This is a genomic window from Paenibacillus konkukensis (genome assembly GCF_023523925.1).
Lineage (GTDB): Bacteria > Bacillota > Bacilli > Paenibacillales > NBRC-103111 > Paenibacillus_S > Paenibacillus_S doosanensis.
Window position 1 is genome coordinate 2,399,650 of sequence record NZ_CP027059.1, and the last position, 19,003, is coordinate 2,418,652.

The window sequence follows — 19,003 nt, forward strand, 5'->3', positions numbered from 1 at the left end:
TCCCTGAATGAAAATAAAGGGGGAACCCGAGTTCCCCTAATGTGCAAGTATATGAAAAGAAATTACTGTTTTCCCGATGTTTGCAGCACTTTCATCGAGCCGTACAAGCTCAAGATGCGATCGAATTCCGCTTTGTTGTAGAACTCGCACGTGCCGTTCGTTACTTCCTTGGCTACTTCGACCGAGAAGCGTACCGCCGAAGCGATGTCGATCTCGTGGCTTGCGCCGGTGCCGCAGCCCGGCACGGCCGATTGGGCCGTAACGGCTACGCCGACAACCGGAGCATCGGTGGCAACCGCCGGTTGAAGAATCGAATTGATATGATACAGGTCATTGCCGTAAGGCGTAATATCCTGCATCGTTATCGGGAACGTCACCGGCAGTTGGCCTGTCGTCATTTCCATAATCCGCAGCAAGTCTTCGCTCATGCGCAAAATATAGCCTTCTTTGACCGTAGGCGAGATGGCGATGCCTTTATGATTAATGACGCGGTTGCCTTTGGTCGTATCGATGGACAGAATCGCTTCCATCTCCGGCACGATTTCATGCTGGTTCATCGTCAAAATGTCGACCGGAGAATCCATGAAATCGACAGGCTCGTGCGGACGCGTCGGAGCATCCGGACAAATATGCGTCGTGATGATAACGTCGCCTTTCAAAGAGTCGCCTCTGGTCTGCATTTCGGCCAGCTTCAGCGCCGAAGCGACGGCGGCTACCGCACCGTCGGCGTCGGATACGAGACCGATCCGCGTAGGACGCGCTCCGATGCCGCCCAAACGGCCGATAATCCCGAAGGTCGGCGCGTCGCCGCCTTTGCTCTTGCCGTTCGTTCCGGGAACGACGATTTTAATGAAATCGGTGCTGCCTTTATCCCCTTTTACGACGGTTACCGTTACGGATACATCCTTATATTCATTGAATAATTCCTTGACTTTCTCTCCGGTTACATAGCCGCTATCCATTACGTCAAGCGCGAGTAAGGTTTGTTTTAATGTCATGTCCTTTTCCTCCATCCGAATTCATTCTGTTTGTCTTTATCCGAGATAAGAAATAATCGATTTATGAATAATGTCCTCAATCGGCTTGAGCAGCTTGGTGTTGCTCATCGTGCTGCTGAGCAGCAATTTTGCCTTCGGCACCGCGATAACGGCGAGCTGCTGGCCTTTTTGAATCGCTGCCGTAACGATCGGTCTGGCCGTTTTAGCATCCAGCGTCATGATCAGGTCCGGGAAGGTAGCAAACCGCTCTCCGTCCTTTTCAATCGTCATATACTCGTTCCAGAACGTCATCTCATGCTCGTCATTGATCCGGACCGTGCCGACGTCGAAGCCGCCTGTCGTCTCCAGGGTGAAATCGGTAACCGTACCCATCGTAACGACTTGGCCGCCCAGCTTGGAGACGACGGATTCAATGGCCGCTTCGCCTTGGTGGGCAAGCAGTGCCTCGCCGACCTCGATCGCCTGAGTGATCGCTCCGGCGGCGCCGTTGGCTTTGGCATAAGCGCATGTGACCGGATTGCGTGCGACGGCAACCAGACCGCCGGCTTCAACGGAAGCTTTGCGGATCATCGAAGCGGCTTTTTCAAGCGAGCCCGAGATGCTGATTTCGATATAGTTGTCTCCCTTGCCGCCGACGCCGGCTTGATGGGAGATGTAGCCTTCCACCTCGGAGAGGTTTAGCGAGCCCATCGCGCCCGTCGGATGAGCCCGTCCGTTACAAGCGAAGTCCACAAGCGGAATTCCCGTGATAGCCGATTGAAACCAGCCGTTGACGGTCGTCCCCGCTCCATTCTCGTTCGTATGGAGCGCATTGACGGTTTTGCCGATCTTCTGGGTCAAAATGTCCAAAGCTTTGCCATAATGAATCGGCTTTACGAACTGATCCTTGGCGGCCGGAGCTCCGACCATGGACACGGTGACGAATAAATCGTCGTCTGCGAATTCATCGATGGAATACAAGCTCGGCTGCCCGATTTCGAGAGCCAGGCGGCCGATTTGGAGGCCGTCTTCAATCCAGCCCCCTCCTCCTCCGCCGAGAACGGCGCCGCCGTAAACCGCGTATTCCACCATTTTTTCATCCAATTTCAATATCGACATCAAGCTTCGCCTCACTTTTTCATTTTAAACACGGAGTTAAAGAAGCTGTACAGCGCATCCCCGGCAATGAACCCGGCCGCCAAGATGCTCATTGGAGTTTCCGCTTCTTTGCCTTTGATTTTCAGCACGATAATACGAATCGCGATACCTACGAGAACCGCCCAGCAAGCATTCGGTGTAGCGATGAGCAAGCCGGTTGCGAACAAGACGCCGATCTGGCGGCTAGGTCCGCCGAGCAATTGCACGATAGCGCCGGGAATGGCCCAGATCAACAGCTGCTTGGCCACTTCCGGAGAAGCTCCCGCCTGAATCGTCGACACATATACTTTATCGATAGGCGGCACAAGATTTTGCGCGAAATAGCCTTTGTAGGTGACGAGAACCGTCAACAGCGCGACGCCGAAGGCGATCATCCCCGTAATGTACTGATGCTTTCTTCCTTCAAGCTCGTATTCCTTGTTCTCGCCGTTGCCGCGGAGAATGTAGCCCGTCTTAAGGTCGTAGCCCATATCGGCGAAGGCCGGACCGGTAGCGGCGCTAAAGCCCGCCAGCAAAGCAAGGGCGACCGGAGGAAACCCGATCATCATCCCGAACAGCAGCGTGATGAAAGCGACGGCGAAGGCCGGGAACCAGCCGGAATGCATCGCGGCGATCCCTACGATCAGCTCGTGGACGAACGCGGCGAACGCGGCAAAAACCATAAAGCCGATCAGCATGCCGATGGACATATGAGTAATCAGGCCGCCGATCAAGGCAATCAGCAAAGCGATGAGCAGGTAAGCGATAAACCCGAGACTGAGCGTACGTCTAGCTTCGGATACGGTACGGGTCAGCTTGCTCTCGTCAATCTCGGAGGAGGCAGTGATGCTGTTCTCGCCCGCTTTGCCTTTTTTAACCGATTTGTTTTGCTTGCTGAAAATAAGCATGCCCGCTTGAATCAAGGCAACGATACCTGCGCCGATCATGACGCCGTGGGCGATATACAGCTGGTTCACGTCAACATGAAACCAGGGAACCGAATACTGGCGGATCATAAGACCGATCCCGAACATCGTCAGCGCCCAAATGTTGCCGATGAAGGCTACACCGAAGGCGGACATCGAAATATTAAAGTAAGAACCGATCAAACCGATTGCCGTCCCGATTCCCAGCAGACCGGCGCGTTTGCCGCCCTTATCGCCCGCCTTGATCGATTCGGCCGTCGCCACCCCCGGAGCCCATGTCCCGGATGCCGGGAACAGCTTGGAGTCGAACAGCTTGTACAGGATAGCCGCATCCACGAACATGGCGAGCGCCGCGCCGATCAGCATAGGGACGACCAGATCGGTAACTCCCATCGCGAACGGTATCCCGATCGGAATCAGCAGACTGTTCGCCGCCCCGAACGTAGCGGAGGAGATGGACGTCTGCACCAGGTTTTGCCGGTGAACGGATTTATACTTATTGAATATTGTGATCGGAATGCGGGCGATCAGCATCGCTACGAGAGCGCCGATAATTGCGGTGTTCGGCGTGACGCCCAACGTCGTAACGATTTGCATCCCGATGATCGCCCCGATGACAGCCGTTACGATGTTTAGAATAAGCGCGAACGGTTCGAATATACTAGGGTGCTTCTTTTCATTGTCCATGGATAATCCCCCTTGATCGTATACAGATGATTCTCTCCATACTATTTACAATTTATTTCACAATTATTGTTATTCTTGTCCATCCTGCTCTTTTTCTTTGTATGGACATACCCGAGCTGAAGCGTTGCGAAGAGAACTCCTATGAACACCAGAGATATCCCGAATACTTGCTGAAAAGAAACGGAGTGACGGAAAAGCAACAATTCCAGCATCATCGTCATCAGCGGCTGCAAATTCAGCACGATGGAAGCTTTGGCGGCGCCGACCGTCTGCATCCCCTTGTTCCACATGACGCCCGTCAGCCCTTGAGCCACAAGTACGGAGACAAGCAGCAAGCCCCATGTGCTCCAGGAATGATTCCATTCGATGCCGGCGCCGGAGAAGGCGAGCACGAACGGGTCGAAGAACAGCGCGCTTAAGCCGAAGCTGTACACCGTAATAATGAACGGCGACAGACGCCTTGACAGAAACCGGGTGAAGATTAAGTTGCAGGAGAAGGTAAACGTGGCCCCGAACAACAGCAAGTCCCCCGCATGGAAGACCAAGCCGTTCGTATTGAGCGCGAGGCACAGACCCGCCAGCGCCGTGACGCAGCCGGCAATCATTCGCCAAGTAACCTTCTCCTTCAGGAACGCGGCCGACAGTCCCGCCGTTATTAACGGAGACAAGGTAAAGATGAGAGAAGCGTTGGTCGCTGTCGTATACTTCAAGCCCTGGAACAAAAATATCTGGTTCGCGATGAGCCCGATGACGGCCGACAGCAGCAGAAACATAATTTCGTTGCGGGTTACTTTCACAAGCGAACGGGTAAACAGCGCTCCGATCAGAAAAACGCAGGATACCAGCGTCAAGCTCAGCGCCGAAAGCAGAAGCGGAGAAAATTCCCGCAGCAAGTACTGTCTCGAAATGTAGTTCAAAGCCCAGATGAACACGCATAGAACGAGAAGTACGTAAGATCTGGTCACAAGAAGTCCGGACAGCTTAGAACGATGCCGGTTCGGCTTCTAGCTGTTTATAGAAGTTGGAAGCATACAAGCCTTCCGCTTCCACCGCGTCGATCACAGGCACGCGCAGTTCTTTGCGCAGCACGTCGGCGAAGCCGATGGTGGAGAAGCCTGTGCATGCGAACACGATCACCTTGGTTCCTTGGGAGAGCAAGGATCTGGCCGCTTCCAGCGCTTTATCCCGCCCTGCCTGAGTGAGCAAATCGGTGGTATTCGTCACATCTTCGGGCCTGATGTATTGAACTAACGAATCCCCAAGCAAGTTTTCCATGACTGCAGGAATGCACTCGGTAATCCCCATGACGCCTACAGGCTCTCCGAGAGCCAGGGCCGTCAATGCGGCGGCGCTGCCCGCTCCGACGACCGGAATGGACACGTTTTTGCGCAGCTGTTCGATAGCAGGATCGGCGGCGCAGCTGATAAGAAGCAGCTTACAGCCGTCCTTCTCCATTTGCTTGCCCAGTTCGACGATCTTAGGAATCGCGATCTGTTCCGTCTCATCATTGAAAATGCCTAGCGGTTGATCGGGAATGCACTTGCTCATGACCGGAAGACCGTACAATCTGGAAATGACATTGCCGTGCTCTTCAATAATGCTCTGATTTTCCGTAGTAAATACCCGGATTAAACCTATCATATCGCTCATCCCTTCCCTGAATAATCTGAATCCTTTGCCATATTAAAATTGTAAAGGGCTACAATATGATTCAACAATGTACGCGTCTACCAAAAGTAACAAAGGCCTATTGTGCTCTGAGCACAATAGGCCTTAGGTTTTAACCCTTATTCTTCAATAAATGGAATGCAGTGCATAAATAATACGTCAGCCGCTTCTGCATGCCGTCCAAATCGATATCCGCGATATCTTTAATCCGGTCGAGACGGTATTTGACGGAATTGCGGTGAATGTACAGCCGGTTGGCCGCCTCGATCAAGCTGCCGCCCTCGGCCAAATAATGATACAGAGTGACCATCAAGTCGGTTCCGTTCTCCTGGTCGTACTCCAGGAGCTTGCCCAGATGCTTCTCAACCAAAGAATCAAAGTTAACATAATCCGACGAATCCAGCAAGAGGCTAAATAATTCCACTTCGTCATAACGGAAAAACCGCTGGATTTTATCGAGCCTCGAGCCTATCATGACCGCTTTCTTCGCTTCCACGTAGCTGCGCTGAATTTCCCATAACGGGTATTTCGTGCCGAAGCCGGTGCGCACATGGCTCCAGGAGCGGACGAACCGTTTGATCGATTCCGACCATTCCCGATCGTCTGTCCGAGGGGACGAGAGCAGCAGCAGGAGGCGGTCTCCTTGTCTTAATACGTGGGAGCGGACCTGCCGGTTTCGCGATTCGCGCGAAATCAGCTCGTTGATCTTGCCCATAAAAGCGGCATGCTCCTCGAAATACGACCGTTCGCCTTCGATCATTGCGATTTCCCAGGTCCATTCGGGCGCCAGCCCCAGCTGCCTGCCCTTATTCTCCACATCCTGAATGGATAGCGGCAAGCCCATCAGCAGTTCTTCAAAGAAATTGCCCCTCAACCTAGTCTCCGTATCGTCGGCGATTTTTCTGCGCATTAATTCCAGCGCGAACACCAGGCGCGCCTGCTCGATACAGACGAGCTCCAGTGCGTCCAGCTGCTGCTTCTCGACGATCAGCTTCCCGGCCGTCTGCTTGTCGACGGTAATATCCCACTGCCGCGCGTCCGAAGCCGGCGGCTGCTCCTGCTCCTGACTGCCGGGCGGGGAAGCGACAAGAACGTCCCCGGCCCTGTTCACGACCCGAATCGGCGATCTCAGGAGCTCGGCCACATTGTCCGCCACCGCCTGAATCCCGCTATTATTGAGTACAAGACTCGTCAGCGTCTTGTAGATTTCCTCCGATCTTCGGAGCAGAGCGCCCTGCTTGTCCAATATAAGCTCCATGACGGGATAGGTGATGTCCACATAAGGAATGCCGTCGGGCAGCTGAATGATAGGAATATTATGGCGGTTGCCCATATCGATCATCGCCTGCGGAATGTAGTGAATGAACCGCTCCGGTTTGAGCGCCACGCCGGCGGCTCCGGCATTGGCCAAATGCTCGACCAGCTTCGTCAGCAATCCGGGATCATGGCGAATCGAATACCCCGTAGTTAAAATCAATTCCCCTTCTCTCAGCCAGCCTTCGATATCGGGAATTTCCATAATATCGATATAGCGCACGATCCGGTCCAAGCCGCCGGCCCCGCTGACCAGCGTGGCATCCTTTAATATAGGGAGATTCAGCATCTCCCTGACCGTCATACCGTTAAACTTCATCGCCGATCACCGTGTTTCGATACGTCCTGCTCGTCATTCATACCGTACTCCATCTCCTTTCCTATCATTGTATGCAATTCGCTTTAAGAAGTCATCTTTTTTGGCGGCGGCGCAGGCAGTTCGCGCAGGCAGTTCCCAATCTTTCGAAACAATGGCATAATAGATTCATAACATGAGGATGGGGTGGGGTCGGTAATGAAACGGGAACAAGGGTTACAGCTCATTGAGGAAACGAGAATCATCGCCATTGTGCGCGGGGTCGAGAAGCAGCATGTGCCCGGTCTGGCGCAAGCGTTGCTGGACGGCGGAATCAAGGTCATGGAAATCACGCTGAACACTCCCGGAGCGGCTGAGATGATCGAGCTGCTTCAGCGGCAATTCGGAGAGCAAATGTACATAGGCGCTGGAACCGTGCTCGATATGGACGATGCAAGAGCGGCATTGGCGGCCGGAGCGTCGTATCTGGTGACGCCGAACACGGATGAGGAAGTGATCCGCTATGCCGCAGAACAGGGAGCGCCGATCTATCCGGGAGCGATGACGCCGAGCGAAATCGTCAGAGCCTGGAAAACCGGGGCGTCGGCCGTCAAAATTTTCCCCGGAGCAAGTCTGGGCATCGGGTATTTGAAGGAGCTGCAAGGCCCGCTAAGCCACATCCCTATGGTAGCCGTCGGGGGCGTCAATGAAGAGAATATCGGCGAGTTTTTGCGTATCGGCTGTCATGCCGTCGGGATCGGGGGCTCGCTCGTCAATCTGAAGGAAATCGCGGCCGGCAACTACTCCTGGGTGCGCGATAAAGCGGCGCGGCTCGCGGCCGGCGCCCGCAGCTCCCGCAATTAGCCGAATCTGCAGCGGTAACGCAGCCGGAGCGGCGATGTCATTCTGCGATAGCTTCGAACAGTCATTCGCACGTCCGAACCGCCGCGAAACCAGTTTTCCGGCGATCGGGCGTTTTTTTCATATCCAATCCGGGGAACTCGTTTATTTACAACGTAACAATGTTATGTTACACTTTCTTTACTGGGAGGTGCTACCGCATGGAGCAAGACATCATCTCCAAAAAAGAACTGCTGGAGCTGACCGGCCTGTCTTACGGCCAACTATACCGATGGAAGCGGAAAAACTTGATCCCCGAAGAATGGTTCATCCGCAAATCTACCTTTACCGGTCAGGAGACGTTTTTCCCAAAAAATAAAATTCTCTCCCGCATCGATAAAATTAAAAATATGAAAGACGATTTATCTCTGGACGAGCTTGCGGAGCTGCTTTCTCCTCAAGCGGCGGAAACCTCGCTATGGAAGCAGGAAATTATCGACCGTAACATTGTTTCGAAGATGAGCCTTGATTTTTTTATAAAATATCAAGGCGATATGGAAATTTTCGCTTTTGACCGCATATTGCAATTGTATATCTTAGAGAAGATGCTTCAAACCGGAGAAATGAGTCTGGATGAAGGAAGCATTCTGCTTCAGGTGCTGGGCGACCATTATCCGAAGCTGGGGGGCAATGGCGGTGAGCTGATTTTTATTCGCAAAATGGGCGTATCCAGCTTTTTATTGTGCTCGGCCCCGGGCGAAGTATACTTCGAATCCGGCATTCGGGTCGTCACCCGCTTGAATCTTGCCGCCTGTATCGAAGAGTTAAAAATGAAATTAAACTGACGGAGGGTTGTCCGATGGCGAACGCAATACGACATAAGCTGGTGCTTGCCGGCACGGGAAGCGCGTCCGGCGGCGCGTACGACGATGTGAAAATTACCGGAGAAGGGCAAATTATCGGGAATCTGGACTGCGTGGATTTCAAAGTATACGGAACGAGCCGGATGGAAGGCAATGTCAAAGCGCGGCGCTTCCGCATCTTCGGCACCTCCGTCGTGGTGGGCAGCGCCGAGACGGATGAGGCGCATATTTACGGCACGCTCGATATCGGCGGGGACATGTCCGTACGGCAGCTGAAGCTTCACGGCCGCTCCGATATCGGAGGGACGCTGACAGGCGATCGTTTGTACATCGGAGGCGAAGCGCTGGTTCAGCAGGACTGCGAAGCGGAAACGTTCGTCGCCAAAGGCTTCTTCACGATCGGCGGCCTGCTCAATGCAGACCATATCGACATCCGCCTGTTCGGTCCGTGCCGCGCCCGCGAAATCGGCGGAAGCTCCATCAACGTGAAGCGGACGGGATTGGCCTACAATCTGCACCGGCTGTTTCACTCCAAAGCTTCGGCTGCCCAAGATCATCTTGCCGCAGATATTATCGAAGGAGACCGGATCTACCTCGAATATACGAAGGCCGCGATCGTCCGCGGCAGCTTCGTCAGCATCGGTCCCGGCTGCGAAATTGACTGCGTCGAGTACACGGAGCATTTCGAGCAGGCCGACGGTTCTGTCGTTAGGCAGCATGGCAAGGTTTGAGAATAGGTTAAAAAAAACCATCCCGACGACGAAGAATATCTTCGCGCTGAGATGGTTTATTGTTTCTGCTGTATCACATACGAGCATTTGTTGCCGCCTTTGACCAAGCATTCGACCCGCTTCACATCGGCGCCAAGCAAATTCTCAAACATCATCAATTCACACTGGCAAGCATGATTGTATTGGTTGGCTACCTGCGAAATCGGACAGTTATGCTCATTAATGACATATTGTCCGTCTTCCGTAGCCTGCCAGTCTACCATATATCCGTTGGCATTCTGGATCTCCGCCAATGCCTTGACCCGCTCAGGCAAAGCCTTGCCCGCAATCTGCTCTTCGTAACGGCTGATCAGCCGTTCCTTGCGCCTCTCAAACAGCAAGTCTACCTTATCCGGACCGGCTTCGGCTATCAGCTCGCTTAACAAATCCAGCGTCAGATGATGGTACTTCTTCGGAAAGAGATCATCGGCGTTCTCCGTCAAGGAGTACAGGTTGGTCGGCCTGCCCATAGCCTGCCGTACCAGCTTCGCCTCGATCAGACCGTCCCGCTCCATTGTATTCAAATGTCTCCGCACGGCCATCTCCGTAATACCCAGCTGCTTCGCCATCTCGCTCACGGTTAAGGCTCCGCTTGTCTTCAACATCGTCAGTATGACTTTGCGTGTGGACACATCCTGCTCCTGGTTCATCCGGTCTCACCGCCCTTCCCTTAAGTATACACCTGAAGCACGCTCTAACTAAGTCGGTCGACGTCGTATAAAAGCTACTACTTATATAGTTATTGTATACGAAATACGACCATAAGTAAATTAATAAACTAAAATGTATCAAAAATCCTAGCACAGTCAATTCCAGGAATTTTGCTTACACCATCTCGCGGCTAATAAACGCCGGCACGGCTTCGGCAAACGCCGATAAAGCTTCCGGCAAAGCAAGAATTAGCGGGTGCAGCGCTTCCCGCGGGTATGCGGCATAATCCTGCACGAGCGGCTTGCGCAGCGCAACGAGCTGCTTAAGGATCGAGGAGACTTGACCGTCAAAGACGCCTTCTCCGGCCAATATGTCGATAATATCCTCGTAGCTGCTGGCGTCGCGCATCATGAAGGCGTCGATCAGCAAGCTTCCGACATCGGTCACCGATTCGATAGCGAGGTGAAGCGTCCGCTCCTGAGCCAAATGCAGCAGCAGCCGCGCCGACGGCTCCGCCTGATCCCACTGTGCGACGAGCTGTCCGCACGCTTCCGACAGCACAGGCAAAAATTGCAGTCTAACATTGATTTGTTCATGATTGACGTAATACATAAGCCGTTATCTCCGTTTCTTCCTCTTCCATTTGGACCACAGAATGATCGCCGGAAAGGATACGATTAATAAAAAAATCAGCAGCACCGCCTGCATTAAGTACTCGTAGCTCATTGAAATGTTTGCTCCTTTTCGGGCTTGTCCGACGCCTGCCGCTCGCGCCAATACGCCCAATGGTTCGTCGGTCCGTGACCTCCGCCGATGCCGAGCTCGTCGCGAATCGCCAGCGTAATAAACCGTTTGGCCGTCTGCACCGCTTCCAGCAGCCCGGCCCCTTTGGCCAGCTCCGCCGTAATGACGGCCGAAAACGTGCAGCCCGTCCCGTGCGTATGCCGCGTCTCGCAGCGTTCGGCCGTCAGCAAGTGAAACGCGCTCCCGTCGTAGAGCACGTCCGTCGGCTCTCCGGCGCTGTGACCGCCCTTGACGACCGCCGCCCCGGCGCCGTACTGCTCCACTAGGCGGACCGCCGCTTCCTTCATCCCGTCCACCGACGCAATGCTCAGACCGGTAATGACCTCAGCCTCGGGAATGTTCGGCGTTACGACAGCCGCCAATGGCAAAAGCTGCGTGCGCAGCGCATGCTGGGCGCTGTCCGCAAGCAGGCTCGCCCCGCCCTTGGCGATCATCACCGGATCGACGACGAGCTTGGCGAGCTTATGCTTGCGGATTTGCTCCGCGACCAGCTCGATCACTTGGGGCTGCGACAGCATGCCGGTTTTGGCCGCGTCGACGCCGATGTCTGCGAAGACGGCTTCGAGCTGCTTCTCGATGCCTTCGAGCGGTATATCGTAAATGCCATGGACGCCGAGCGTATTTTGCGCGGTGACCGCGGTGATCGCGGACATACCGTAAACCTCCAGCATCTGAAACGTTTTCAGATCCGCCTGGATTCCTGCTCCGCCGCCGCTGTCGGAGCCCGCAATCGTTAGCGCCTTGTACACTTTGTCCATCTCTGTTCCTCCCCCATCTGTGCCGAAACCTTAAACTTTCTTCAATAAGTGTATCTATCCGCTTTCCTAGCGTCAAGTTTCTATGATTTGATATTTTTATGACATCTTGGACAAACGCTTTGACGGTACCAAGGGGCTGCGTTATGATGAGAGAAACAAGACCGGAAGGAGCGCTGCTATGAGAAAGCACTCACTGCACGTCATGACGACGGGACAGCAGGAGCTGGCCCGGGTCGCGGAGATTGCCGGTCAATGTCCGACGGAGCTGATCGATGTGCTCCATATTCGCGAGAAACAGCGCGGCGCCGGTGAAATCACCGCATGGTACGCCGCGCTGAAGCCGTTGTTTGCGCAAAGCGCCGTACATATTAACGACCGGCTGGACGCCGCTCTGGCCGTTGGAGCGCCCGGCGTTCAGCTCGCCTACAACAGTTTGAGCGTAAGCCAAAGCCGCCGCATTCTGCCGCCGTCGGTCTCGATCGGCTGCTCCGTTCATTCGGCCGAAGAAGCGGCCGCAGCCGCAGAGCAGGGCGCCGATTACGTTCTGTATGGGCATATTTTCGATTCGAATTCCAAGCCGGGGCTCGCGCCGCGGGGCATTCAGGCTCTCGCGGACGTCGTCAAGGCATGCTCCGTGCCGGTGATTGCCATCGGAGGAATCGAGCCCGGAAATGTCGATGAAGTGCTGTCCACCGGCTGCGCAGGCGTCGCCGTCCTGTCGTCGGTACTGCTCCATGCGGAGCCGGCAGCGCAGATTCGGCGTTTCCGCGAAGCGATAGATCGCTCTCATCATAATCTTAGGAGTGGGTTAAATTGAACAGCACGACCTCAGCTATCATTATCGGGGGTGGCATCATCGGCTGCGCGATCGCTTCGGAGCTGCTCCGCGCCGGCGTCCGCTGTACGCTGATCGATAAGGGAGCTCTGCTTCAAGAAGCGTCTACAGCCGCAGCGGGCATGCTGGGAGCTCAGGTGGAGATCCATCATCCCGGACATTTCTATGAGCTGTGCCGGTGGAGCCAGCAGCTGTACCGGGAATGGACGGAGCAATTGCAGCGGATCAGCGGCGGCGTATCGCCGCAATATATAAATGAAGGCATTCTTCGTACGGCATGGGATGAAGAGGACGAGCGCGAGCTGCGCAGCCGTCTCGGCTGGATTCAAGACGCCGAATGGCTGGAAGCGGACGGTTTGCGGGCGCTGGAGCCGGCCATGGCCGCCGGTATCCGCGGCGGCTTCCACTTCCCTAACGACCATCAGGTGCATCCGGTCCACCTGGCCAAGACATTGCAGGCCGCGCTCTACAAGCAAGGCTGCACGATTCGCGAATGGACGCCGGCATTCGGTCTGATCGAACGCGGCGGGCGCATCGCCGGGGTCCGCACCTCCGAAGGCGAGCTGCTGGCGGACCATGTGATCGTTAGCGCCGGAGCATGGAGCCCTGCGTTGACCGCACCATGGGGCATTGAGCTGCCGATGTTTCCGGTCAAAGGCCAATGCATTTCTGTGAGAACGGATGCGCCCGTCACCCGTAAAACCGTGTTTACGAAAGGCTGCTATATTATTCCCAAGCAGGACGGAACGTATCTCATCGGCGCGACGCAGGAAGAGGCCGGCTTCGACAAACGCTGCCACGTCTCGGCCGTCAGCGCGCTTCACGCCAAGGCGGCGAAGCTGCTGCCTCAGCTCGCGCAAGCCGAATTCGTCGGCACATGGGCCGGCCTGCGCCCCGGCACCCGGGACGGTCTGCCGTTCCTCGGCGCTCCGTCCAAGGCCCCCGGCCTGATCGTCGCGACCGGCCAATTCCGCAACGGGATTCTGCTTGCCCCCGCGACCGCAAAGCTCGTTATGCAGCTGGTAACCGGCAGCCGCACGGAGCTCGATTTGACGCCGTTTCATCCGGACCGCGTCCTCGCGGCGGCTGTGGACTGATCTATCCGTTCGTCATGCTATAATAGCGGGCCAGCAAAGCCCAGCGGCGTTCGAAACGCCGTCTATACTTAGGAAGTCCGCGGTACAGCTCGACCGTCTCACGGTAAGCGCCGCGGGCTTTTTCTTTATCTCCCAGACGGCCGTACAGCCGGCCGAGCCGATAATAGGCTTCGCAGGAAGAGGAGTTGACGGAGCCGAAAGTCTCCAGATAATGAATCGCTTTGGCCGGTTCCCGGTCCGCCCACGCTTCGGCGAGGCGTAAATAAGGCTCTCCGTATTTGACGCGCGGGTTCATCTCGAACGCTTCGAGAATAAGCCGCTCTCCTTCCTGCAGCTCCCCCAGCTTCAGACGGCATATGCCGAGCTCCGCTCTGACTTCGGCCGAATCCTCCATCACCGCGAACACCTGCTCCAGCAGCTCCGCAGCTTCGCGGTACCGCTTCTTTTCCATTAATATTCGCGCCGCATCCAGCTTGGCGGAAGTCTGGTGGGGACTCAGCCTAAGCTCCTGCCGCAGCTTGGATAACCGCCTCGACTGCCGGATCGGTTTCGTCACGCTCGGAGTCAGACCGATAAACCGGCGCTCCAGCGCATAGAACACGATCAGCAGCACGATAATGGCCACAATGGGACTTCCCGTCAGCCAAGTCAATAAGAAAAATAACAGCACCTTGCTCATAATACCGTACCCTTTCGTGTCTTTTTTTCCCATTCATTGTAACATATTATTCTCCCGGCCGCCCGCGGCGCCGACCGGGAATGATTTCTCTCTTTTTGGTGAATAAAGGGAGATGTGAACAATTTGCGTACGGAGAAGGACTTTACGCCGGAGATAGCGAATGAACATAGGTTACAGTTACGATATTCGGGGGATTTGCTCGATGAACGAAATACAGGCAGGCAAATGGCGTAAGACGAGAACCATGGGGAAAGGCAAGTATGTGATGTTTTTCGGCGTGCTGGCTTGGGGCTTGTCGCTGACGCTGCTGTTTACCGCAATGGAATGGTTTACGCAGCATACGGTGACGGCATCATGGATCTACATTCGCATCGTGGTGATGGGAATTGCCGGCTTTTTTATTGCCAATTTTCGCTGGGATGCCCGCGAACAGCGCTTTCATGCGTTCGAAGCGGCAGCCAAGGCGCCCGGCGGCGGCAAGCAGGCGAAGAAGAAAACATCCTGACGCTCCTTGGACCCGCGGCAAGCGGGCGGCGGCGGACGGTTGCGAGAGGGCGGAACGATAAAGTTCCAGCCCTCTTTCTGCTTTCAGAAATGGGAAAACATTTTTGCGTAGCCGCTTGACAAAAGTAAGTAATTAAACTATTATACTTACGTAAAGTAAGTTAATTTCTTTTACAGCGCTTCGCTTATATCCGAATTGACTTGTCTTTGCAAAATAAATCACCCATTTTATTCAAGGAGGAATTATTCATGTCTAACGTTCTTTTTGTAAAAGCTAACGGCCGCCCTGCAGACCAATCCGCTACTGTGAAATTGTATGATTCTTTTCTCGCTTCCTATAAAGAAACTCACCCGCAAGATTCCGTAACCGAGCTCGATCTGTTCGCCGAAGAGCTTCCTTACTACGACGTCGATACGCTGACAGGCTTGTTCAAATTGGGTAAAGGCTTCGAGCTGACGTCCGTTGAAGAACAAAAAGCGGCTAACGTCAACAAATACTTGGAGCAATTCCTTGCCGCCGACAAAGTCGTGTTCGCTTTCCCGTTGTGGAACTTCACGATTCCTGCGCAGCTGCTGACTTATTTGTTCTACATCGTTCAAGCCGGCAAAACTTTCGCTTACACTGCCAACGGCCCTCAAGGCTTGCAGCCTAACAAAAAAGTCGCTCTGCTGAACGCGCGCGGCGGCGTATATTCCGAAGGACCTGCAGCGGCTGTTGAAATGTCCTTGAACTATGTCAAAACGATCATGGGCTTCATGGGCATTCAAGACGTCACTACGGTCGTTGCCGAAGGACATAACCAATTCCCTGACAAAGCCGAATCCATCATCGCCGAAGGCGTTAAACAAGCGGCTAACGCAGCGGCATCGTTCTAATCATGAAAAGGGCTCCATTTCTCGCTAAGAGAAGTGGAGTCTTTTTTGTTGTTTAGGAAATGATGCACAGCAAATTCCTGTGGATATCCGGGGGCTCCCCCGAAAGTAATGTCTACCCATATCCCAGAGGAATGGTTAGACGCCGATCCAGCTTAGGCTGGAATAAGCTTCAGAGCATCATGTCACTGTTGGGGGATTTGTTCCGCATAGAAAGAAAATAGGCCCGCTGATCGCTCGGATCGCAGGCCTCAAAGTTTTTTATATTAAAAAGGGGGTCGATACTTATTATAGCCGCCCAACATTAAGACAAGGTGAAAAACAGATTACAATTATGTTACTGCTTCGTTCCTAGGCTTCATCGGCCGCAGCTTTTTTTTTCATGACAAACAGAGCGAAGGCAAGCAAAATTTCGGTGTTCACAAAAGCGATGCCATAGCCGAACAGTCCGAACATCAGCGAGAAGCCTTCGAATAAAGAGGCCCACCACAGGCAAGCCGGTACGAAAATCGCCAAATCGACGAAGAGGGAAACGAGAAAGGAGAGGAGCATTTTTTTCGTCTTGAGCATAAGCAGCACGCCGACGAGGTTCGTTGCGATGAAAGCGGCGCTCATAATAGACCAGTAATAGAAATCGTATGACAAAGGGTTCACTCCCGAATCGGTATCATGCTTTCTCTAATCTAACATTCCGCTCTGTCGAAAACAACCGATTTTGCATTTTGTTTCAAAACTGTCATACTATCGCGGCGCTATGTTTTTCGGTATAATTAAGAAGAGACTGCCGACCGGCCCCATCGCTCATTCCGAGCCATGATGGAAGGAACGGCGGGATCGACAATGTTAAAGGAGGCCTGTTTAATGGCACAGAGCAAAGCGAAGAAGCGGCGCATGCGCAGCATACGCGAAGGCGGAATCGACCCGCAGATGAATCGATTGACTTGGGGAAGCGTCGTTCCCGTGGAAAGAAAGACGCCCACCTGGACGGAGAGCAAAGATAAATTGCATCACAAGCATAAACGCAAATGGAACCGCGAGCTGCATCACAGCGACGGTTCCATTTTTTGTTTATGCGGCGGCGGACGGCCGCAGGCCGTCTAGGAGTTTATCCGATGCACCGCGTAACTCCCATCGGACAAACTCTTAGCGCCAAGGCAGCTCCGCCTCCTCCATAACGGAGGCGGGCACGACTCCGCGGGCGGCGTCGGTACAGCCGCCCATGCGGTTGCTTGCGGCGACGCGGCGACGCCGCGCGCGCAGCCGCTCCAGCCGCGCCGCGCCGAGGGCGGCGCGCTGCTCCTGCAGCAGGCCCGCATGCTCCGCGATGCGGCCGGCTGCGAGCTCTTGCGCATCGAGCAGCTCGATGCGCTTCGCGCGAAAGCGCAGCTGCAGCACGTCGCCCTGCTGCAGGTACAAGATCCCGCCGCCCGCGATCGCCTCGGGCGTCACGTGGCCGATGGCCGCTCCGTAGGTCACGCCCGAGTAGCGGCCGTCGCTGATCAGCGTGGCCAGCCGCTTCAGCTGCCGGTTGGCGTTAATATGCTGCATCGGCGTGAACATCTCCGGCATGCCGAAGGCGGCGGGCCCTTGGCCGGAGATGACGACGGCCACCCGCATGACCTCTCGCTCGATCATCGCGTCCCACCAGGCGTCGTAGCCCGCATCCTGCGGCGGCGCGGAATCGAGCGTCTCCGGCGCGTTACGCTCCCACATCCGCCGCATCAGCGGCAGGGCGAAAGCGCGCTCGGCGCGCAGCTTCTCCAGCAGCCGCACATCGAGCAGCTGCGCGTTCGCCGCTTCCTCGTTCTCGAAATACAGCACGAACGCCAGCTTGTCGTCGAAATGATCGAGCTGCTTGGTCGGCATACCGCTCACCTTCACGACCGCGCTTTCAAAAAATCCGCTCCGCAGCACGTCGACGCCGCTGAAGCTACGCCGCGGCTTGCTCAAAATAATGCGCGACTCCGTCACGCCGTCGGCGCTCAGGCCGGTCCGGTCGGCGAGGCGCTCCCGCCATGTGCGGCCGGTGACGGTCATGGCGTCCGCATCCATCGGCACCCCGTTATTTTGCAGCTCGTAAAACAGCGTCTCCATCCCGCGAATCTGACCCGAGCAGCACTGCTGCGCCAAAACGTAAATGTCTCTGCCCTCCGTCAAGCTGTAATCGAACAAATCGGGAACAGGATGCTCCTGCAATATGCGCTCGACGTCCCAGATGGAGAAGTCGTAACCGGCGTAAATCATCGCGCCGACGATATGCATCATCAGGTTCGTCGAGCCTCCGGCCGCGCTGTGAATGCGCAGCGCATTGCCGATATTCGCCTTCACCAGCTCCGCCGCGCCGCATTCGGGGCGGTTCAATATGGCGAACAAGCCGTCGACGGCTTGATTGACCTGCTGCTGTCCGGGCGGCTCGACGAGCAGCTCCAGGGCGGGATGGACGAAGCCGAAGCCGGCCATCACGTCGCGCGAGCTGTTGCCCGTGCCGTGGAAGGCGCAGATGCCGCCCTTGGCGTCGCAGGTGGAGACGGCAAGCCGCTTCTCGAACGATTTATGCTGCCCCGCGGTGATCAGCCCTTGCTCGGCGGCTCTGGCCAGCACGCCTTGGAACGCCGTATTCGAAGTGCATTGAAGAATATACGACAAGGCGTCCCGAATGTCGTCCGCCATATCGGCGAATCCGGCCGACTCCGCGGCTGCCGCGATCTGCAGCAGCTCGTCCCTGAGGTCGTCCGGGATCGTCCCGCCCTTCAGCACATGTGTCGGGGCGAAGGTCGCCGCCACCGGCGATTCGCCGCGCAGCCTGCGTACCCGGTCCAGATGCGCGAGACCGCTGAGCACGCCGAGCGGCTGCTTATCGCAGCCTTGAATGACGAAGGCGGCGTGATAAATATGCGCCTCCATCTGGCTGACGACCATCTCGGCGATCGCGTTGCGGCTCTGCAGCGAATAAGACATGCCGCTCGTGCTCTGGGCCGTGCCGTCGCAAAGCACCGGCGTGCTGAAGCAGAACGGCACGCCCCCGTTCTGCCATATTCGAACGGCCGCCCGGGCGATCGTCTCCAGGTCGAGAATATGCGCCGGATGATCCGGCGACCCGCCGATGATCGCAACCCGCGGCGCGTTCGCCTCCAGCCGGTCGTATATTTCATCCTGCGTCCAGTCCGGCTTGGGACCTTCATATGCGGGACCGAGCAGGCTTTTGGCGCGATCCAGCAGCCCGGCGACCGTAATCGGCTCGTTCGCTTTGGCCTGCACATTGTCGCGGTAAGGATTGATTTCGCTGTGCATCGTAATCGTTCGTTTCGGCTCTTGTCCGCCCATC

General features: G+C 55.4%; 20 protein-coding genes. 8 read left to right on the forward strand and 12 right to left on the reverse strand.

All coding sequences use genetic code 11. The features are described from left to right. Positions 1–62 precede the first annotated feature (62 nt). From SK3146_RS10305 to SK3146_RS10330, 6 genes are all read right to left on the reverse strand, one after another. Positions 63–998, reverse strand: a complete 936-nt coding sequence (locus SK3146_RS10305; RefSeq protein ID WP_249864990.1) for a DUF1177 domain-containing protein — start codon at positions 996–998, stop codon at positions 63–65. Between the two features lie 36 nt (positions 999–1,034). Beyond that, positions 1,035–2,096: an S-methyl thiohydantoin desulfurase family protein gene (locus SK3146_RS10310; RefSeq protein WP_249864991.1), complete on the reverse strand. Its 1,062-nt coding sequence runs from the start codon at positions 2,094–2,096 to the stop codon at positions 1,035–1,037. 11 nt (positions 2,097–2,107) lie between these two features. Further along, positions 2,108–3,727 (reverse strand): OPT/YSL family transporter, encoded by a 1,620-nt coding sequence (locus tag SK3146_RS10315; protein ID WP_249864992.1) that lies wholly within the window; start codon positions 3,725–3,727, stop codon positions 2,108–2,110. Between the two features lie 41 nt (positions 3,728–3,768). Beyond that, a complete protein-coding gene (locus SK3146_RS10320; protein ID WP_249864993.1) occupies positions 3,769–4,692 on the reverse strand; it encodes a DMT family transporter in 924 nt (307 codons plus the stop codon). Positions 4,693–4,708: 16 nt separating this feature from the next. Then, on the reverse strand, positions 4,709–5,377 hold the full coding sequence (locus SK3146_RS10325) for an aspartate/glutamate racemase family protein (protein WP_249864994.1): 669 nt from the start codon (positions 5,375–5,377) through the stop codon (positions 4,709–4,711). A 130-nt stretch (positions 5,378–5,507) separates the two neighbouring features. Further along, positions 5,508–7,028 (reverse strand): PucR family transcriptional regulator, encoded by a 1,521-nt coding sequence (locus SK3146_RS10330; RefSeq protein ID WP_249864995.1) that lies wholly within the window; start codon positions 7,026–7,028, stop codon positions 5,508–5,510. A 195-nt stretch (positions 7,029–7,223) separates the two neighbouring features. Between SK3146_RS10330 and SK3146_RS10335 the strand changes: the two genes are divergently transcribed. The 3 genes from SK3146_RS10335 (at position 7,224) to SK3146_RS10345 (ending at position 9,438) form a co-directional block, all read left to right on the forward strand. Continuing rightward, positions 7,224–7,868: a bifunctional 4-hydroxy-2-oxoglutarate aldolase/2-dehydro-3-deoxy-phosphogluconate aldolase gene (locus SK3146_RS10335; protein ID WP_249864996.1), complete on the forward strand. Its 645-nt coding sequence runs from the start codon at positions 7,224–7,226 to the stop codon at positions 7,866–7,868. 197 nt (positions 7,869–8,065) lie between these two features. After that, positions 8,066–8,689, forward strand: coding sequence for a YhbD family protein (locus SK3146_RS10340; protein ID WP_249864997.1), 624 nt, complete (start codon positions 8,066–8,068; stop codon positions 8,687–8,689). A gap of 14 nt (positions 8,690–8,703) precedes the next feature. Then, on the forward strand, positions 8,704–9,438 hold the full coding sequence (locus SK3146_RS10345; RefSeq protein WP_249864998.1) for a bactofilin family protein: 735 nt from the start codon (positions 8,704–8,706) through the stop codon (positions 9,436–9,438). Between the two features lie 56 nt (positions 9,439–9,494). On the opposite strand, the gene SK3146_RS10350 is transcribed toward SK3146_RS10345, so the two are convergent. From SK3146_RS10350 to thiD, 3 genes are all read right to left on the reverse strand, one after another. Then, the gene (locus tag SK3146_RS10350; protein WP_249864999.1) at positions 9,495–10,127 is read right to left on the reverse strand and encodes a helix-turn-helix transcriptional regulator; all 633 of its coding nucleotides are present in this window, start codon (positions 10,125–10,127) and stop codon (positions 9,495–9,497) included. Positions 10,128–10,302: 175 nt separating this feature from the next. After that, positions 10,303–10,740 (reverse strand): DUF86 domain-containing protein, encoded by a 438-nt coding sequence (locus tag SK3146_RS10355; protein WP_249865000.1) that lies wholly within the window; start codon positions 10,738–10,740, stop codon positions 10,303–10,305. A gap of 110 nt (positions 10,741–10,850) precedes the next feature. Next, a complete protein-coding gene (thiD, locus tag SK3146_RS10360; protein ID WP_249865001.1) occupies positions 10,851–11,690 on the reverse strand; it encodes a bifunctional hydroxymethylpyrimidine kinase/phosphomethylpyrimidine kinase in 840 nt (279 codons plus the stop codon). 178 nt (positions 11,691–11,868) lie between these two features. On the opposite strand from thiD, the gene SK3146_RS10365 reads away from it, so the two are divergent. Beyond that, a complete protein-coding gene (locus SK3146_RS10365) occupies positions 11,869–12,507 on the forward strand; it encodes a thiamine phosphate synthase (protein WP_249865002.1) in 639 nt (212 codons plus the stop codon). Beyond that, positions 12,504–13,622: a glycine oxidase ThiO gene (gene thiO / locus SK3146_RS10370; RefSeq protein WP_249865003.1), complete on the forward strand. Its 1,119-nt coding sequence runs from the start codon at positions 12,504–12,506 to the stop codon at positions 13,620–13,622. Before SK3146_RS10365 ends, thiO begins: the two co-directional genes overlap by 4 nt. 1 nt (position 13,623) lies before the next feature. On the opposite strand, the gene SK3146_RS10375 is transcribed toward thiO, so the two are convergent. Beyond that, positions 13,624–14,301, reverse strand: coding sequence for a tetratricopeptide repeat protein (locus SK3146_RS10375; RefSeq protein ID WP_249866257.1), 678 nt, complete (start codon positions 14,299–14,301; stop codon positions 13,624–13,626). A gap of 202 nt (positions 14,302–14,503) precedes the next feature. On the opposite strand from SK3146_RS10375, the gene SK3146_RS10380 reads away from it, so the two are divergent. Further along, positions 14,504–14,806, forward strand: a complete 303-nt coding sequence (locus SK3146_RS10380; RefSeq protein WP_249865004.1) for a hypothetical protein — start codon at positions 14,504–14,506, stop codon at positions 14,804–14,806. Positions 14,807–15,054: 248 nt separating this feature from the next. Continuing rightward, complete coding sequence (locus tag SK3146_RS10385; RefSeq protein WP_249865005.1) at positions 15,055–15,681, forward strand: FMN-dependent NADH-azoreductase; 627 nt, start codon at positions 15,055–15,057, stop codon at positions 15,679–15,681. Positions 15,682–16,029: 348 nt separating this feature from the next. On the opposite strand, the gene SK3146_RS10390 is transcribed toward SK3146_RS10385, so the two are convergent. Next, entirely contained in the window at positions 16,030–16,323 is a 294-nt protein-coding gene (locus tag SK3146_RS10390) for a hypothetical protein (RefSeq protein WP_249865006.1), read from the reverse strand. Between the two features lie 216 nt (positions 16,324–16,539). On the opposite strand from SK3146_RS10390, the gene SK3146_RS10395 reads away from it, so the two are divergent. After that, positions 16,540–16,779: a hypothetical protein gene (locus tag SK3146_RS10395; protein WP_249865007.1), complete on the forward strand. Its 240-nt coding sequence runs from the start codon at positions 16,540–16,542 to the stop codon at positions 16,777–16,779. 42 nt (positions 16,780–16,821) lie between these two features. On the opposite strand, the gene SK3146_RS10400 is transcribed toward SK3146_RS10395, so the two are convergent. Beyond that, a complete protein-coding gene (locus SK3146_RS10400; protein WP_249865008.1) occupies positions 16,822–19,002 on the reverse strand; it encodes a dihydroxy-acid dehydratase domain-containing protein in 2,181 nt (726 codons plus the stop codon). Between the last annotated feature and the right edge of the window lies 1 nt (position 19,003).